Below are 18,288 nucleotides of genomic sequence, written 5' to 3'. Positions count from 1 at the left end.
TTTCCATTGGTTTTATGTACTTTTGCCTTTTCATTGAATGAATAAAAAGAAAATGATCGTTATCAGAGATACGGATTTATTAAAAGGGAAAAGACTGGTTGCTACCATCGGTTTCTTCGACGGAGTTCATCTGGGACATCGGTTCCTGATCAATGAACTGAAGGAAGTCGCGAAGACGAAAGGCCTGCCTTCGGCCGTTATTACCTTTCCGGAGCATCCGCGTGCCGTATTGCATTCGGATTATCAGCCCAAATTACTTAATTCATTTGAGGAAAAACTGGAACAACTGGCTACCACCGGCATAGATTACTGCATCGTTCTCGACTTCACGGTGGAGCTATCCCGCCTGACGGCACAGGAATTTATCAGTTCCATACTGGCGGAGAAATTACATGTAGCCGCTTTACTGATCGGTTATGACCATCGTTTCGGCCATGACCGGAAAGACGGTTTTGAGCAATATGTTGTTTATGGTGCAGCCTGTGGGATGGAGGTAATCAAAGCATCGCCTTACGATGAAGGACGTACGACTGTAAGTTCTTCCGAGATCAGGAAATTATTGACAGACGGTAATGTGGAAGATGCCGGCCGGTTACTCACCTACCCTTATCAGCTACGGGGAACGATTGTAAACGGCTACAAAGTCGGACGCAAACTGGGATTCCCTACAGCCAATATACAGGTGGACGAACCTTTTAAAATTGTACCGGGGATCGGGGTTTATGCAGTCTGGGTCTATCTGAAAGGAGAGAAATATAAAGGAATGCTCTACATCGGCGACCGTCCTACACTTCAGAATGGCGACAATATTACACTGGAAGTGAATATACTGGACTTCTCCGGAGATATCTATAATAATGAAATAACTGTTGCGTTTATATATTATGTACGGGGGGATGTCAAATTTAATTCCCTGGAAGAACTGATAGAACAGCTCGGACATGACAGGGAGACGGTGGACAGGCTATTGACAGAATGTAACACACCCCCTGCCCCCTCTCAAGAGGGGAATTGAGATACAACCGGTAACTAAATTCAATAATCTGAATAGATGGAACTTTACTACGAAGCAATAGATACTTTGAAAGGGATGATCAGCCGTCCCTCTTTCAGCCGGGATGAAGCGGCTGTGGCCGACTTTTTACAACAGACATGGCAAGCTGCAGGGCATACGGTACACCGTAAAGGGAATAATCTGTGGATCGTTTCTCCCGGTTTCGACCTGAATAAACCGACGCTGTTGCTGAACTCACATATCGACACCGTAAAACCGGCCTCCGGCTGGACGAAAGACCCTTTCAATCCCGAAGAGAGCGAAGATGAAAAGTTATACGGCCTGGGCAGTAATGACGCCGGGGCAAGCGTAGTCTCCCTGTATTCGGCTTTCACACTACTGACCGGTAAAGAACAGGCTTATAATCTGATTTTCCTGGCATCCTGCGAGGAGGAAGTATCAGGTAAGAACGGATTGGAAAGTGCACTGGCAGACCTCCCGCCCATCGCTTTTGCCATCGTCGGCGAACCGACCGGCATGCAGCCAGCCGTTGCTGAGAAAGGGTTGATGGTCCTTGATTGCGTAGCAACCGGAAAAGCCGGTCATGCTGCCCGTAATGAAGGGATTAATGCAATCACATTGGCAATAAAAGATATTGAATGGTTCAACACCTACCAGTTCCCTGAAAAGAGCGACTTCCTGGGACCAGTAAAAATGAGCGTTACAATTATCCATGCCGGCACACAACACAACGTTGTTCCCGACCGCTGCGAATTCACGGTCGATATACGTACAAACGAATTTTATCCCAATGAAAAACTGTTCGAGTTGATCAAAGAGCAAGTGAATTGTGAGGTAAAAGCACGCAGTTTCCGTTTGAACTCAACCCGTACGGAACTGGATCACCCGTTTGTACAAAGAGCCATCATGATGGGAAAAGAACCGTTCGGTTCGCCTACGCTCAGCGACCAGGCACTTATGCCGTTCCCTTCCATCAAGATAGGCCCGGGAAACTCCGCCCGTTCGCATGCGGCAGACGAGTTTATCGGCCTGATGGAGATCAGGGAGGCGATCGATACGTATGTCCGTTTACTGGATGGATTGAAATTATAATCGTATGCTGAAAAAAATACTGGGGACAATTGGAACACGCTATCTGATTGCCTTTCTTAATCTGATGCTCATTTTCATTAATGCCAAAGCATTGGGTGTGGAAGGGGTTGGCCTGGTGGGTATTATCCTGGCTTCAGTAAATATAGCCGTTGTATTCAATGGGGTACTTTCAGGCAATACGATCGTATATTTTATGAACCGTTATTCCATACATACTATTTTGTTCCCGGCTTATGCATGGCCTCTGATAGGATCCGGATTAGCGTGTGCCTCCATGTTACTATTCGGACTATTTCCAAAAGAGTATCTGACAGATATATATGTGCTGTCACTGATCTCCTCTTTTATTACAACCAACGCCCGCTTTCTGCTGGGCAAAGACAGGATTACAGAATTCAATCTGACTTACATGCTGCAAGGCGGATTATTGTTCTTCATCCTTTTATACTTTTATTATATAGCAGGAAAACAAGAAGTTTCATCCTATATTTACGGATTATACATCACTTACGGCATTGCTTTCATCGGCAGTCTGATATTACTTTTTCCCTATCTGACCAAAAGAGAAAATAAGCCTACAAACAAACCGTTTATCGCAATCCTGAAAGAAATGTTTACCTATGGACTTTGGGGTAGCGCCGACAATATAGCCGAAGTACTGACCACCCGGCTGAACTATTTCCTGATCCAGCGGTTTGCCGGACTGGGTAGTGTCGGATTACTCGATGCCGGGACAAAAATATCGGAAAGCGTCTGGCACATCAGTCGGAGTGTCAGCTTCATCGAATATAGCAGCGTAGCACAAACGACCAATGTAGGAGAACAAAAAAGGACTACATTAAAACTATTCAAACTTACCTTCTGTGCAATTACATCTGCAACCATCTGTATTCTATTTATACCGGAATGGGTTTACACCGATTACCTGTTCAGTCCCGAATTTACCGGCATGCGAAAAATTATATTCGGCTTGTCCATCGGAATTATTGCATTAGGGTGCAACAGCATACTCAGCCATTACTTTATTGGAAGCGGGAAAATACGTTATAGTACAGTCAGTTCATGCGTCGGCCTTACAACCTTATTCATAGCAGGTTACATACTGATACCTGTTTACGGTGTCGTCGGCTCAGCCATCAGTACCAGTATTGCGTTCTGTGCCATGTTGATATTCTCAGTTACGGTATTCTGCCGCCAAAACCAAACCAGATTAAGCGAATTCATTCCCGATAAAGAAGATTTTCGGGAACTAATAAAACGGATACGGGAAAAACTCGAAACAAAATAAAAGGGCGGCATACAGATACTCTCTGCATACCGCCCGCATTTCTATTATAATTCAATCTGTTTTCTTAATACCGGAAACTTCCTCCCCCCAGAAACTCGCGTAAAAGCGAAGTGCCGGGCAGGCCGACGTCCGGAATATAATTAAAGTAACGGAGGAAACGCAACAGGCGGTAGGCTTCTGCGTTTTCCTCATCGCTCTCACGTACTTCGGCCAGGATCGGTTCGGCAAACTTACGCAAAGCCGCCAACTCATACAGCATGGCACTGTTGAACATGGCATCCGCATTTTCCTGGTAAGGGAAAATCCATTTGTCCTCTCCCCGGCGCACACTCGGCCAGCGGGCAATCGTGTCTTTGGCCGAATAACCGCGGAAACGGTAATCACGGATGATACGACGCAACAGACGGTTATCGGTAGTCGGTATCCAGTTATGATTATCCAAAGAGATGGATGTCAGGACGGAAACATACACCCGGTATTTATATTTATCCTCTATCATGGATGTCAGTTCCGGATTCAACGCATGGATACCTTCAATCACCAGGACTGAATTTTCACGCATCTTCAGTTTCTTACCTTTATAGATACGTTTACCCGTACCGAAATCAAAAGTAGGCACTTCTATTTCTTTTCCCGACAACAAATCCTTCATCTCGCTGTTAAAATAAGGCAAATCGAGGGCATAAAGCGATTCGAAATCATAATCGCCCGTCTCGTCTTTCGGCGTATCTTCCCGGTTGAGGAAATAATCATCAAGCGAAATACCCACAGGATGGATCAGATTCGTTATCAACTGGACTTCCAAACGCTTGCAGAAAGTTGTCTTTCCGGAAGACGAAGGTCCCGAGATCAGAACAATACGGACACCTTCTTCATATCTCTTCGCAATCTCTTCTGCTATCTTGGCTACCTGTTTTTCCTGCATCGCTTCCGAAACCATTATAATTTCGGAAGTATGCCCCTTCTCGATAGCCCGATTCAGGTCGCCTACATTATTCAAATCCAGTGTACGCTGCAAAGTCAGATGTTCTTTATAAGCCTCGAACATCTTATCCTGCGTGATAGCCGGCTCCAATTCCAGCGGATTGCTTCTCTTTGGTATCTGGAGCAACACGCCGTCGAAATACGGAACGATATCGAACAACTGGATATAACCGGTGGAAGGCGTCAGGCAGCCATAAAAGAAATTGATATAGCCATCCAGCTCATAATACGAAGTGTAAGGCATCCCGGCAGTCTCGATCAGACGCGCCTTGTCATTCATTCCCCGTTCACGGAAAAGGACAGCCGCATCCACCGTCCGGACTGTTTTATGCAGGAAAGGCATATCGGCATCGATAATTTCACGCATGCGCTTCTTTATCTTGTCGACTGTTTCGACATCGATCTTTTTGCCGTTATGGATTACACAGTAGTAACCTTTCGATATCGGATGTTCCAGATTTAATGTTGCGGAGGGCAACACGTCATTGACCGCCTTTGAGAAAATATGACAAAGGGAACGGACATACGTACGCAACCCGGAAAGCTGTGTATAATCCACAAACTCAACATCTTTCGGATGCCAGCAATGGAAATTCAGGCTTTCCACCTTGTTATTCACTTTTGCATTCATCGGGCGGTAACGCAGAGGCGCCCCCATCATCGTATAAATATCCAATAAAGAGGAGCCGATCGGAACCTCTTTATAAGTATTGTTATTTTTGCAATAAATTGTGATTGTTTCAGACATATTATATCAGTTATTATTTGTAGTTTTGCTGCCTAAAGTTAGGAATATTAATCGGATATACTTCCAGGTATAACTATTTTTTGATGGATAATACAATTTTTACCGTACTTAAACTGCTCGGCTCTTTGGCCCTCTTGATGTACGGAATGAAAGTTATGAGTGAAGGTCTCCAGAAGTTAACAGGAGACCGTCTGCGTAATATCCTTGGCGCCATGACTACAAACCGGTTTACCGGATTGCTCACGGGAGCATTCGTTACAGCCGCTGTCCAGTCATCCACCGCTACCACCGTTATGACCGTTAGTTTCGTAAACGCCGGTCTCCTTACCTTGACACAAGCTATATCCGTTATTATGGGAGCCAACATAGGGACGACAGTCACTGCGTGGATTATGTCTGTCTTCGGTTTCCAGTTTAATATGTCCAATGTCATTTATCCCCTGTTTGCATTATCTCTCCCCTTAATATTCTCTAAAAAAAGCGGACGCAAGTCATTCGGTGAATTCGTGTTCGGGTTCGCTTTTATGTTTTTAGGACTAACGACTTTGAGGGAGAATGCGATGCACATGGACCTGGAACACAACCAGGTACTCCTGTCTTTTATCGCATCCTGCAAAGAATGGGGAATGTTCTCCGTACTGTTGTTCCTGCTGATCGGAGGCATTATAACAATGGCAGTACAGTCATCGGCGGCCGTTATGGCTATTACATTAATATTATGTTCAAGCGGCGTATTAGACCTGTATCTGGGTATTGCGCTGGTGATGGGAGAGAACATCGGAACGACGGTAACCTCCAATATCGCAGCTCTCACCGGTAATGCACAGGCACGAAGGGCGGCATTTGCCCATTTCATATTCAATTTTTTCGGAGTTATTTGGGTGCTTTGTGTCTTCCATCCGTTTATTGACGCCGTAACACGTATCGTCGATGACCTTGCACCCAATACACCCAAAGACATTGCGATCACCTATATGTTGTCGGCATTCCATACTGCGTTTAACATTTGCAATGTATTGATATTAATATGGTTCATTAAACCGATTGAACGATTGGTTTGTTTAGTGATCAAATCAAAGCCGGAAGACGAAGAGTATCGCCTGCGTTACATCACAGGCGGTTTGCTTTCGACAGGCGAATTGTCTATTCTGCAAGCGAATAAGGAGATATCCCTTTTTGCCGAACGAACAACACGCATGTTCAGCATGGTAAAAGATGTGTTTTACGAAAAGGACGAGGACACCTTCATGAAAACGTATAACCGGATTGAAAAATACGAGAACATCAGCGACCACATGGAGATAGAGATAGCCAACTATCTTACCCTCGTTGCAGAAGGCCGCCTGAGTTCGGAAAGTAAGGAAGAAATCCGTATCATGCTACGTGCCGTATCGGAAATAGAAAGTATTGCCGACTCCTGTAATAACCTGGCACGTACCATCAAACACAGGAATGAAGGGAAGTCTGTCTTTACCGACAAACAGAACCATAACATAGACAAGATTTTCGAACTGGTGACGAAATCGTTGTATCAAATGAACTCGATACTGAAAAAGCCGGAGTTGACGCACGACGACATCAACCCGTCTTACAATATCGAAAACGAAATAAACAATTATCGCAACCTGTTGAAACAACATAATGTAGAAGATATCAATAATAAGGAATACCAGTATCAGGACGGGGTATATTATATGGATATCGTCAGCGAAGCTGAAAAGCTGGGAGATTATGTCCTGAATGTTGTACAGGCTGTTATAGAGAAGAAAATATAAGTATGCATACATTCATTTTAATCGGATATTTATCCACTTAAATTTATATAAATGGACTATTCTTTTTTTGATTTTCTTACGCTTGTAGGAGCATTAGGTATGTTCCTATACGGAATGAAAGTAATGAGTGAAGGTCTGCAAAAAGTCGCAGGAGACAAGTTACGCAGCATTCTCTCGGTAATGACGACTAACCGGTTTACAGGTGTTCTGACCGGGATTCTGATTACAGCACTCATCCAGTCATCCAGTGCCACTACCGTGATGGTTGTCAGTTTCGTTAATGCGGGACTTCTGACGCTAACCCAATCAATCAGTGTCATCATGGGAGCCAACGTCGGTACGACGGTTACGGCATGGATCATCTCTCTCTTCGGATTTAAAGTCGACATCAGTGTCTTCTCGCTGCCGCTCATCGGATTATGTATTCCGCTGATATTTTCCGGCAAGAGTAAACGAAAATCATGGGGTGAATTTTTAATGGGTTTTGCCTTCCTCTTCATGGGGCTATCCTATCTGAAATCTTCAGTACCCGACCTGCAAAGCAATCCTCAAATCCTTTCTTTCTTACAAGATTATACCTCTTTGGGATATCCTTCCCTCCTTATATTTCTCCTTTTAGGAACCATTCTTACAGTTATCGTTCAATCATCCAGTGCTACCGTTGCCATCACATTGATTATGTGTACGCAGGGATGGATTCCTTTCGAGATGGCGGCAGCAATGGTACTGGGAGAAAATATCGGAACAACCATTACAGCGAATATTGCGGCTATTTCGGCGAACGTTTCGGCCCGGCGTGCTGCAATCGCCCACCTGATGTTTAACGTATTCGGGGTATGTTGGGTTATGGCACTGTTCTATCCGTTCACCAGCATGATCACCTGGATCGTTACAAACTATGGCCCGGGCGACCCGAATGAGATGACGCAGTTCCTGAGTACACTCGATCCGAAGACGATCTCCCTGATCACTTCCAGCGCGCAGATCACAGATCCGCACCTGCTCGCTTTGCAAAAGCAATTACTCACATTACAGGTATCCGTTTCCTACGGTCTTTCCCTGTTCCATACCGTATTCAATATAACAAACGTTTGTATCATGATCTGGTTCGTGAAGTTCTACGTATATGTTTGTTCAGCCCTGATCAAACCGAAGAACGTAAGCGACGAAGAAGAGTTCCAGTTGAAATACATTCCTTCCGGTATGCTCTCTACTTCCGAGTTATCATTGATGCAGGCTAAGAAAGAGATTGCCGTATTCGGAGAACGTACACAACGTATGTTCGGTATGGTTAAAGACCTGTTCTATGAGAAGAACGAAGACAACTTCCTGAAGATATACAGTCGCATCGAAAAGTACGAGAACATCAGTGACCGTATGGAAATCGAGATTGCCAACTATCTGACATTCGTTGCTGAAGGACGCCTGAGTTCTGAAGGTAAGGAAGAAATCCGTATCATGTTGCGTACCGTGACGGAAATAGAAAGTATCGCCGACTCCTGCAACAATCTGGCACGTGGCATCAGACGCCGCAACGAAGGCAAATCCGAGTTTACCGATGAGCAGAACCACAACATCGACCAGATGTTCGCCCTGCTTGAAAAGGCCCTGACCCGGATGAATGAAATCCTCCACATGCAGGAAGTCGTTCACGACGATATCAACCAGTCTTACAACATTGAAAACGAGATCAACAATTATCGCAACCAGTTGAAGATACACAATATGGAAGATGTCAACAATAAGAAATACCAGTATCAGGACGGTGTTTATTATATGGACCTTGTCGGTGAATCCGAAAAACTGGGTGACTATGTATTAAATGTAGTACAGGCCGTTATCGAAAAGAAAATATAACCATAAACTTTTATGGTTACCAAGTAAAAGCTCTTTCCGTTTATCCGGGAAGGGCTTTTTCATTATCCGATAGTCCCGGAGAGAAAACTACCTTATTCATCATAGTATCATATATTATGATACAACATTCTCATAATATATGCGATTATAATATCATAATATATGATACTTCAATTTCCTTATAGAGTAATCCCATACAAGTCAGGAGAGAAATAAACAGGGAGAGTGGCAAAGAGAAGGAAAGGTCTATAAACAATTAAAGCCTGTCTCACGACAAGCCCTAACCAATTTTGTTAACCTTAAATCTAATACTATTATGAAAAAACCACAATGCAAAGATAAGGCTGTAGCAAGCCTTTGTCAAGTCTTTTACAGACAATATATGTTAAGCTATCCGAGCATTGTAGCTAAAAATTGTTTTAGAACACAAAACTTTATACAATACAGACAAAAACTGCTAATTTTAACAGTTGAAAGGAGCGTTCTCCACCCTTTTAGCCCCTTGCAAAACTTATAGCATATCTACTATCCGCCGCTGCTCTTCAAAAAAGACGATACGGTCTTTCTCTCCGCTTCGGGAGATCAGGGTAGAAGTACGGATCAGGGATTGCATCCACTGCTTCATCCGTTGGAATATAGCTTCGTCAGGAGATGTCGCGTCGTTCAGTGTGAAAGATTTAAGCATCGTCAGATGGCAATGTTGCGTTTCCACATAACTGTAACTGGTTTCAAAATTAACACAGCTGACAAAAAAGTGGATATTCTTACCTTCCTTCCAGAAACCTCTGGCAGCCAAAGTCTCCAGATCATCAATAAAAATCATCAGTTCCTTCTTCAGGACATTTATTTCCTCCCGGGTAATCAAGTAAATGCTGGCAAAATATTTAATATCATTCACCAGGTACAGGAATGTCATGCTATCCATTATATGGTACGCATTGGCTGCCTGGCAAACCTCCGTTACAATCTCGCTGTTTATCAGTTGCAGCCGGTCCGGCGGTTCAATCTGGCTGTACCGGGCAGGCATAACACTTCCACATTGATAAATCCATTTGAACAGGTAAAACTGATAAATATGCCTGTAACCTAACACCAACGACTGAGGAAGAATATTCAACGCCCCGCCCACTTCTGAATTCGGATCATCCTTGAGACACCTCAACTCATTCACAAAGTTTTCGAGCATCTCATAATCCTCTTCGCTCGGATTCAGGAAGTTTACCATTTTCATCTGGAACGGCCTGCTCTTACCCGAAAAACAGCCAATGATATGATCCAACGAAATATCCAGCTTGGCAGCAATGGTAGCAATTTCGAAGATGGTAAAAGGGACATCGCCTCTCAACCGACGATAAACGGCTTCCTTTTCCAGCATTAGAAGATCGGCCAACTTATTTGTCAGCACACCTCGGCCCGGAAACTTGTCTTTAATAGCCGTTACAAGATTTTCATATAACAGGTCATTTTTCATACATAATCGTTTTTCAAATTTGGTCTTCAGTTCCCGGCGTCTGTCCTAAAAAATACGTTCTGTTTCCGACAAATATATTAAAAAACTTTTGATTATGTAGCTCTTATTCCTGTTTCCTTTCTCTATTTTTATTCACAAGGCAATGTAAACCAGAACCTTGAACCCACACCAGGCGTTGAATCCACACCGATCTCACCGCGTAAGGCATAGACGATCGTTTTACAAATAGACAAGCCTAAGCCTGTTCCCTGCTTAAAGGAGTCGACTTTGGTAAACCGTTCGAAAATCGTTTCGATATTCCTGGCTGAAATACCGATACCGGTGTCGCTGACTTCAAACAAGACATGATCCTCTTCCACACGATAGGAAAGAGTGATAGCTCCTTGTTCGGTAAACTTGATTGCATTCGACAGTAAGTTGGAGACCACTTGCGTAACTCGCTTGGGGTCGGTATGGAGTATTTTGTCCGGCAAAGCATTCAGATCGCACAGCATGGAGACGCCTTCCTGAACTTTCAGGGAGTGTACCTTATATTGTTCCGCACATATTTCCTTTATATTGACATCCGTCAGTGAATAATCCATCATTCCCGATTCGATCTTTGAGAAATCGAGGATATCGGTGACCAGACGAAGAAGCAGATCGCAATTTGTATTGATAATCTTCACATATTCATCCTTTTCCTCTTCGTCTTCCATTTCAGCAATGATACCGGAGAAACCGACAATGGCATTCAAAGGCGTGCGGATCTCATGGCTCATATTGGCAAGAAACGTAGATTTCAGCATATCTGCCTCACGGGCCTTTTGCATTTCCAGTTCATTCTTACGCGATTCGTCGCGGGCCTGCTGCAAACTCTCTTCCAGCTGTTTCTCTCCCGTTATGTCTGTTATATAGCAAACGACTTTGCTGGGATGCCCGTCTTTATTGATTTTGTGCGCCTGGGCATTTATACGAATCCATGTGGGAACCGTCCGGACAAACATTTTACATACAAAACTACAATTATCAGTCTCCCCGCGGATAACCTGCAAAAGAGGTCTCATATCATTCCCGGGGATAGAACTGAATTGCCCCAAATCCCACAATTCCTGAATAGACAGATAATTATGTGTCTTCAGATAATTGAACAAAGGATTTGAACTGGAATGGTCATTCAACACAGGGTCTATATACAGTTCATCCTCCTCCACGCTATACTCACCGACTATTGAACGACCGGACAACAAAACGGCTTTCAAAATAGCCAGGTTGTTACGGGTCTGTTCCGCTTTAAGTTGCACATCCGTGTTATCGGAGATGATAAGCAGGTATCCGACCCGCCCGAACTCCGGATCATTCAGTCCTATCCCCTTTATCTGAAGATATTTGATCTGGTCTACGAAAGCCGACGGATAATAACTGGTATTTTGTATGATACTAAAATCATAGACGAATGGAAAACTAAACGCCCGCCCACTCTTTATCCCCTTCAGTATTTTCTCCGGAATAGCCGGGTTCCTGAAAAGATTAATGCCTAAAAGATCTTTGCGAGCAGAGCCGAAAATACGAGCATCAGCCTCATTGAGATCGATCAGGTAACCTTCGGAGTCATACAGTTCCACCCCGATAGGCAAATTATTGAAGAACTGTTTAAATTTGATGCTGAGCTCCGCCAAATGTTTCCGCGATTCTTCCAGGCTGGCTTGTGTCTCCCGGCGTTCGATGATCAGGGAAAAGATGCTTGCTATAATATGTAAGTCTTCGATTTCCGTAGCAGTCCAGGCTCGTTGTACCCGAACAGAATCAAAACCGATAAATCCCTGTATTTTATTATGGAAGGAAAGCGGAATAATAAGCATGGATTCCAGGTGCTGCAACTCAAACAGCTTTTTATCCGTTTCCGCTTCCGGAGGCAAGTCGCTCATGCTGCACATGACGATATCGCGTCCGTCCTTCACTGTTTCCATGATCCAGGGGATAGTCTCGTCCGTCAGTTCCGAATGGTTCTCTTTGGGGACTTCCACCCATTCGCTCATCACTTCGTAAGGGAAATAGGCTGTCCGCCCGTCTTTTTCAAAAATAGCTACATATCCCCAGTCTGCATTGAAAAAGTTCAGGAGCAAACTCATGGCCTTCTCTATCGGCTGACGTTCTTCATTAAACAGCAATACAAGTACCTCGGAAATAATACGCTTGATATTTGAAGCTTCAGCAAAAGAACTGCCGGTATCGGCCTTCTGTTCATTATCGCGTGCTTCTAATAATAGTATCAGCTCCTCTTTGGATAATCGGTTATATTTGTTCTTTGTTAGCGTTGACATCATATGATGATTCTTTATAAACGCAAAAATATTGAATAGTTTTGATTTTTAAGGTATTTCAAGGAACTAATTCACGTCGAGACATGTTAATATTCACCGGAAATCGCCCGGCAAGCCGTTTCTTTAGAACAATTATGCTTTTAATCATAAGCGTGTTCAGCGTAAAAAGTTATATTTGCATGTTCTAATGTAGACGATTTTAAATATGTTGAAGCAACAGTTACAACAAAAGTTACAGCAAAAGCTATCTCCGCAGCAGATCCAGTTAATACGGCTTCTGGAACTTCCCGCTATCGAGCTGGAAGAACGAATCAAGCACGAACTGGAGGATAATCCTGCCCTGGAGGAAGGAAAAGATATTGCGGACGACTTTGAACGGACTGACGACGAGGGTGTTGATGATATAACTACAAACGAAACAGATACAGACCTCTCACTCGGAGACTATATGAGTGAAGACGATATCCCGGACTACAAACTCCGCGAGATAAGCGAGAAAACCGACCGTAAGGAAGATATTCCTTTTTCCGTAAGCCAGTCATTGAACGAATATCTGCTGCAACAGCTCGGATTGCGTGACCTGCCGGAAAAGGAAATGAAGATTGCCGAATATATTATCGGAAATATAGATGACGACGGTTACCTGCGCCGCGAACTCTCCGCCATTGCCGACGACCTGGTTTTCCAGGCCGGACAAGACGTTAACGAGAAGGAAATAGAAGAGGTTCTCACCATCATACAGGATTTCGACCCCGCCGGAGTCGGAGCCCGCAACCTACAGGAATGTTTATTGCTCCAACTCGACCGTAAAGAGTTGACGCCCGGAGTAAAGATGGCGATCCATATCCTCACGGAATATTTCGAGGAATTTACCCGCAAGCACTACGACAAGATCATGCGCGGCCTCAACATCAGCGAAGGCACGCTGAAAAAGGCTATTCACGAAATAATTGCCCTCGATCCTAAACCTTGCAGCAGTTGGGGTGGTTCTATGGAAGCAGCCATGAGCCAGGTCATTCCGGATTTCCTGGTCGAGGCGGTGAACGGCGAATTGATCCTGAGCATGAATAACCGGGATATTCCGGATCTGAAGATCAGCCGTGAATATGCGGAAATGTTTCAAGACTATGCCGGCAATAAAGCCAACCAGACTTCCAAAATGCGTGAAGCAGTGCAGTTCGTAAAACAAAAGCTGGATTCCGCACAATGGTTTATCGACGCTATCAAACAGCGTCAGGAAACATTACAGCGTACGATGGAAGCCATCATCCTCCTGCAACGGGACTTTTTCCTGACGGGAGACGATGCGACCCTGCGCCCGATGATACTGAAAGACGTGGCCGAACGTGCGGGATACGACATATCGACCATTTCGAGGGTTAGCAACAGTAAATACGTGCAAACCAATTTTGGCATCTACCCTCTGAAGTTCTTCTTCTCCGAATCGATGCAAACCGACAGCGGCGAGGAAATATCCACCCGTGAGGTGAAGAAGATAATGAAAGAACACATAGACAGCGAGGATAAACGCAAACCGCTCACAGACGAGGAACTCACCACGATCCTGAAAGAGAAAGGTTATGTGATCGCCCGCCGCACAGTAGCCAAATACCGGGAACAATTGGATATTCCGGTTGCAAGGCTCAGAAAAGAAATATAAATTTGAAGCGTTATGAGATTGTTTTCAAATATAATATCCGGCATGTTCCACCCGTTACTGATGGTAACGTATGGAGTCATTCTGGCATTGTCATTCACATACCTGGCGATCTACCCGCCCACCATGAAGATGTTCCTGGTTGGCGGAGCCTTCCTGTCGACAGCCGTCGTTCCGGGAATTTTTATCTTTCTGATGGTCAAGAACGGGGCCGCCGGCGACCTGGAACTGACAGACCGCAAAGAACGGGTAGTTCCCTACCTGATCATCATCACCTCCATCATGGTCTGTATATTTTATATGTACAAAATGATGATCCCGTTCTGGTTCCTCTCGTTGCTGATGGGGGCCTGCGTAGCATTGCTCCTTTCCCTGTGCATTAACTTCTTCTGGAAGATCAGTGCCCATACGCTAGGCATCGGAGGACTTCTCGGAGGAATCATGGGTGTTGCGCGCATCCACCTGATAAATCCTTACTGGGGATTCATTATCATACTTCTTGCAGCCGGGCTGGTCGGTACTTCGCGTATCTTTTTGAAACGGCATACTCCTATGCAGGTATATGCCGGCTTTTGTCTCGGTTTTATATGTACCTTTGTAGCCTCATTATTGAGTTATATCTATTTATTCATCTAATAAAAACACTAAAGTTATGAACTTTCCTGCTGATTTAAAGTACACAAAAGATCACGAATGGATTCGTGTAGACGGCGCAGTTGCCTATATCGGTATCACTGACTATGCTCAGAGCGAATTAGGCGAAATCGTTTATGTAGACATCACTACTGAAGGCGAAGTCGTTGCCAAAGAAGAAGTTTTCGGTACAATCGAAGCTGTAAAAACTGTTTCCGACCTATTCATGCCGGTTAGCGGAGAAGTGATCCAGGCAAACTCCGAACTGGAAGACAAACCTGAACTGGTAAACGAAGATGTTTACGGAAACGGCTGGTTGATCAAGATTTCCATGTCTGACCCTTCTGAACTGGACGACCTGCTGTCGGCTGCCGAATACGAACAATTGATCGCAAAATAAATGACACCGGTAGTAAGTATTATCATGGGCAGCACTTCCGACCTGCCCGTAATGGAAAAAGCAGCCAAGTTGCTGGACGAAATGGAGATTCCTTTCGAAATGCACGCCTTGTCTGCCCACCGTACTCCGGCTGAAGTGGAAGCCTTTGCCAAAGGTGCCAAAGACCGTGGTATTAAAGTTATTATCGCCGCAGCCGGTATGGCTGCACACCTGTGTGGCGTGATCGCATCCATGACTACCGTTCCGGTAATCGGTGTGCCTATCAACTCTACACTCGACGGTATGGACGCCCTGCTGGCTATCGTACAGATGCCTCCGGGAATCCCTGTTGCCACTGTCGGTATCAACGGAGCATTAAACGCCGGAATCCTGGCAGTCCAGATGCTTGCCGTAGGAGACGAACAACTCCAGGGCAAGCTGGCCGATTACAAGGAAAATCTGAAGAAAAAGATCGTAAAAGCCAACGAAGAGTTAGCTCAGGTATCTTTTAAATACAAAACAAATTAATCAGATTGTTGGAACATAGCCTGTTTTTAGCGACTGAAAGGTAACTTTTCCCCTCTTGAAAGGGGGCAGGGGGTGTGTTAAAGCCAGTAATAAGGCGAAAAGATAACACACCCTTTATCCCTTCTCAAGAGAGGAAACAGATACCACCGGACGCTCCGGCCATGTTCCCCAAAACAAACTAGTAAATGGATTATTTTAATTACAGTCGCCGTAAATCATCTGTTGTCAATATAGGAAACACCCCGTTGGGGGGTGAGAACCCGATACGTATCCAATCCATGGCCAATGTATCCACCATGGATACCGAAGCCTCTGTCCGCCAGGCCATCCGCATGATCGAAGCCGGAGCCGAATATGTGCGTTTCACCGCACAGGGAGAACGCGAAGCCCACAACCTGGGAGAGATCCGGAAAGAACTGAATGCCCAGGGATATACCACCCCGCTCGTTGCCGACATACATTTCAACCCCAGAGCTGCCGATGCCGCCGCCGAAGTGGTGGAGAAAGTACGTATCAACCCCGGTAACTATGTTGACAAAGTAAAAACATTTGACCTTCTGGAATACACCGACGAAGAATATGCAGCCGAATTACAGAAGATACGCGACCGTTTTGTCCCTTTCCTCGACATTTGTAAAAAACACGGAACCGCCATCCGCATTGGCGTAAATCATGGTTCACTGTCCGACCGTATCATGAGCCGGTATGGTGATACCCCTGAAGGAATGGTTGCCTCCTGCATGGAATTTCTGCGCATCTGCCGGGACGAGAATTTCCCGGACGTGGTAATCTCCATCAAAGCATCCAACACGGTTGTCATGGTCCGCACCGTACGTCTGCTCGTCCGCACCATGGAAGCAGAAGACATGCACTACCCGCTCCACCTGGGAGTGACCGAAGCCGGTGACGGTGAAGACGGCCGCATCAAAAGTGCTGTCGGTATCGGTGCCCTGCTGACCGACGGAATAGGCGATACCATCCGCGTATCCCTCAGCGAAGACCCGGAAGCAGAAATACCGGTTGCCCGCAAACTGGTTGACTACATACTGGAACGCCGGGAACACAGGCCGATTGTCGCCCAGGCAGTTCCCGGATACGACCCGGTAACAGCCACACGCCGCATCAGCCGGGTAACGGAAAGCATCGGAGGCAATTTCCCTCCCGTCGTCATCTCCGACCGCAGCACCGGCGACTTCGAATTCGATTATTCTTCCCTGCCCGATTACATATACATCGGCAAAGAAGACCCGGACAATCTTCCCGACAACTTCCGCATGCTGGTAGATGCCCATTTCTGGAAAGAACGTCCGAATGCCTACCCTTACTTCATCGCTTCCGAAATAGAGGAAATGAAAGAATACAACTCTCCGCTGAAATTCATCCGTCTGACATACAATGACCTGACGGATAAGACGCTGGAGATACTAAAACAGGATAAAACAGCCGTGGCAGTCCTGAGCACCCACCACCGCAACGGTGTTGGATCGCAACGTGCAGCCATGCACAAATTACTGGCAGCCGGCTGCGATATTCCCGTCATCCTTCACCGCGACTATCACGAACCCGACAAAGAAGCCCTGCAACTCAAAGCAGCAGCCGACTTCGGGACCTTGTTGCTCGATGGTTTCGGCGACGGCATCATGCTGCACAATAACGATGAATGCGAAGCCCTGGTCACCGACAGTTACATGTTCGGCATCCTCCAGGCAACCCGTTCGCGCATCAGCAAAACAGAATATATCTCCTGCCCGAGCTGCGGACGTACGCTCTATGACCTGCAAACGACGATTGCCCGTATCAAAGAGACGACTTCACACCTGAAAGGACTGAAGATCGGCATCATGGGCTGTATCGTAAACGGTCCCGGCGAAATGGCCGACGCCGACTACGGTTATGTAGGTGCGGGACGCGGGCAAATCAGCCTCTACAAAGGCAAAGAATGCGTGCTGAAAAACATCCCCGAAGAAGATGCAGTAGAACGTTTAGTTCAGTTAATAAAAGAGAACGGAGACTGGCAGAACTGATATTTGTACTATCTTCGTCCCTCAAAATCAAGATATAATATGGAAGTAAAGATAATTAATAAATCACATCACCCACTGCCTGCCTATGCAACAGAATTGTCGGCAGGTATGGATATCCGTGCAAACCTGACAGAGCCCGTAGTGCTGAAACCATTAGAACGCAAGCTGATCCCGACCGGATTATACATTGCCCTGCCCGAAGGTTACGAAGCACAGATGCGCCCCCGCAGCGGCCTGGCATTGAAACACGGCATCACCCTGCTGAACACGCCGGGAACGATCGATGCGGATTACCGGGGTGAGATCGGAATCATTCTGGTCAACCTTTCTTCCGAGCCGTTCACCGTGAACGACGGAGAGCGTATCTGCCAGATGGTTATCGCCACCCACAGCCAAATAAGCTGGAAACCGGTAGAAGTCCTCGACGATACGGAACGGGGTGCCGGAGGTTTCGGACACACGGGAAAAAAATAACGACAGTCCGACACCCGGACCTTACCGGAACAACACTGATTAATAAAGCATAGATACAAA

The 18,288-nt window shown here is 45.6% G+C and carries 14 protein-coding genes; 11 read left to right on the top strand and 3 right to left on the bottom strand.

Annotated elements, in window-relative coordinates:
• The first annotated feature begins 52 nt into the window (after window positions 1–52).
• Genes ribF through NBH15_RS10690 form a run of 3 tightly spaced genes read left to right on the top strand, consistent with a single transcriptional unit; the run spans window position 53 to window position 3,395 of the window.
• Entirely contained in the window at window positions 53–1,015 is a 963-nt protein-coding gene (gene ribF, locus NBH15_RS10700) for a riboflavin biosynthesis protein RibF (protein ID WP_250822675.1), read from the top strand.
• Window positions 1,016–1,051: 36 nt separating this feature from the next.
• Window positions 1,052–2,107 carry a M20 family metallo-hydrolase gene (locus NBH15_RS10695; RefSeq protein WP_250822636.1) on the top strand — a complete coding sequence of 352 codons (1,056 nt, stop codon included), beginning with the start codon at window positions 1,052–1,054 and terminating at the stop codon, window positions 2,105–2,107.
• Between the two features lie 4 nt (window positions 2,108–2,111).
• On the top strand, window positions 2,112–3,395 hold the full coding sequence (locus NBH15_RS10690) for a lipopolysaccharide biosynthesis protein (protein ID WP_250822635.1): 1,284 nt from the start codon (window positions 2,112–2,114) through the stop codon (window positions 3,393–3,395).
• 64 nt (window positions 3,396–3,459) lie between these two features.
• Here NBH15_RS10690 and NBH15_RS10685 read toward each other — a convergent pair whose 3' ends face one another.
• Window positions 3,460–5,127 carry a nucleoside kinase gene (locus tag NBH15_RS10685; RefSeq protein ID WP_250822634.1) on the bottom strand — a complete coding sequence of 556 codons (1,668 nt, stop codon included), beginning with the start codon at window positions 5,125–5,127 and terminating at the stop codon, window positions 3,460–3,462.
• 83 nt (window positions 5,128–5,210) lie between these two features.
• On the opposite strand from NBH15_RS10685, the gene NBH15_RS10680 reads away from it, so the two are divergent.
• Window positions 5,211–6,902, top strand: a complete 1,692-nt coding sequence (locus NBH15_RS10680; protein ID WP_128132834.1) for a Na/Pi cotransporter family protein — start codon at window positions 5,211–5,213, stop codon at window positions 6,900–6,902.
• A gap of 51 nt (window positions 6,903–6,953) precedes the next feature.
• Window positions 6,954–8,759: a Na/Pi cotransporter family protein gene (locus NBH15_RS10675; RefSeq protein ID WP_009860126.1), complete on the top strand. Its 1,806-nt coding sequence runs from the start codon at window positions 6,954–6,956 to the stop codon at window positions 8,757–8,759.
• A 511-nt stretch (window positions 8,760–9,270) separates the two neighbouring features.
• Here NBH15_RS10675 and NBH15_RS10670 read toward each other — a convergent pair.
• Window positions 9,271–10,230, bottom strand: coding sequence for a hypothetical protein (locus tag NBH15_RS10670; RefSeq protein ID WP_128132835.1), 960 nt, complete (start codon window positions 10,228–10,230; stop codon window positions 9,271–9,273).
• 128 nt (window positions 10,231–10,358) lie between these two features.
• Entirely contained in the window at window positions 10,359–12,536 is a 2,178-nt protein-coding gene (locus NBH15_RS10665) for a sensor histidine kinase (RefSeq protein WP_128132836.1), read from the bottom strand.
• Window positions 12,537–12,738: 202 nt separating this feature from the next.
• Here NBH15_RS10665 and rpoN point away from each other — a divergent pair, with 202 nt between their 5' ends.
• The 6 genes from rpoN (at window position 12,739) to dut (ending at window position 18,228) form a co-directional block, all read left to right on the top strand.
• Entirely contained in the window at window positions 12,739–14,193 is a 1,455-nt protein-coding gene (gene rpoN / locus NBH15_RS10660) for an RNA polymerase factor sigma-54 (protein WP_128132837.1), read from the top strand.
• Window positions 14,194–14,205: 12 nt separating this feature from the next.
• Window positions 14,206–14,826, top strand: a complete 621-nt coding sequence (locus NBH15_RS10655) for a phosphatase PAP2 family protein (RefSeq protein WP_250822633.1) — start codon at window positions 14,206–14,208, stop codon at window positions 14,824–14,826.
• Between the two features lie 16 nt (window positions 14,827–14,842).
• The gene (gcvH, locus tag NBH15_RS10650) at window positions 14,843–15,223 is read left to right on the top strand and encodes a glycine cleavage system protein GcvH (RefSeq protein WP_250822632.1); all 381 of its coding nucleotides are present in this window, start codon (window positions 14,843–14,845) and stop codon (window positions 15,221–15,223) included.
• The gene (gene purE, locus NBH15_RS10645; RefSeq protein ID WP_009860133.1) at window positions 15,224–15,730 is read left to right on the top strand and encodes a 5-(carboxyamino)imidazole ribonucleotide mutase; all 507 of its coding nucleotides are present in this window, start codon (window positions 15,224–15,226) and stop codon (window positions 15,728–15,730) included.
• A gap of 185 nt (window positions 15,731–15,915) precedes the next feature.
• Complete coding sequence (locus NBH15_RS10640) at window positions 15,916–17,754, top strand: 4-hydroxy-3-methylbut-2-en-1-yl diphosphate synthase (RefSeq protein ID WP_250822631.1); 1,839 nt, start codon at window positions 15,916–15,918, stop codon at window positions 17,752–17,754.
• 39 nt (window positions 17,755–17,793) lie between these two features.
• Window positions 17,794–18,228: a dUTP diphosphatase gene (gene dut, locus NBH15_RS10635; RefSeq protein ID WP_128132842.1), complete on the top strand. Its 435-nt coding sequence runs from the start codon at window positions 17,794–17,796 to the stop codon at window positions 18,226–18,228.
• The last annotated feature ends 60 nt before the right edge of the window (window positions 18,229–18,288 follow it).

This window comes from Parabacteroides caeci, from assembly GCF_023656795.1.
GTDB classification, from domain to species: Bacteria; Bacteroidota; Bacteroidia; order Bacteroidales; family Tannerellaceae; genus Parabacteroides; species Parabacteroides segnis.
Note: the sequence above shows the minus strand (reverse complement) of the source record. Positions and strands in the feature narration are given on the sequence as shown.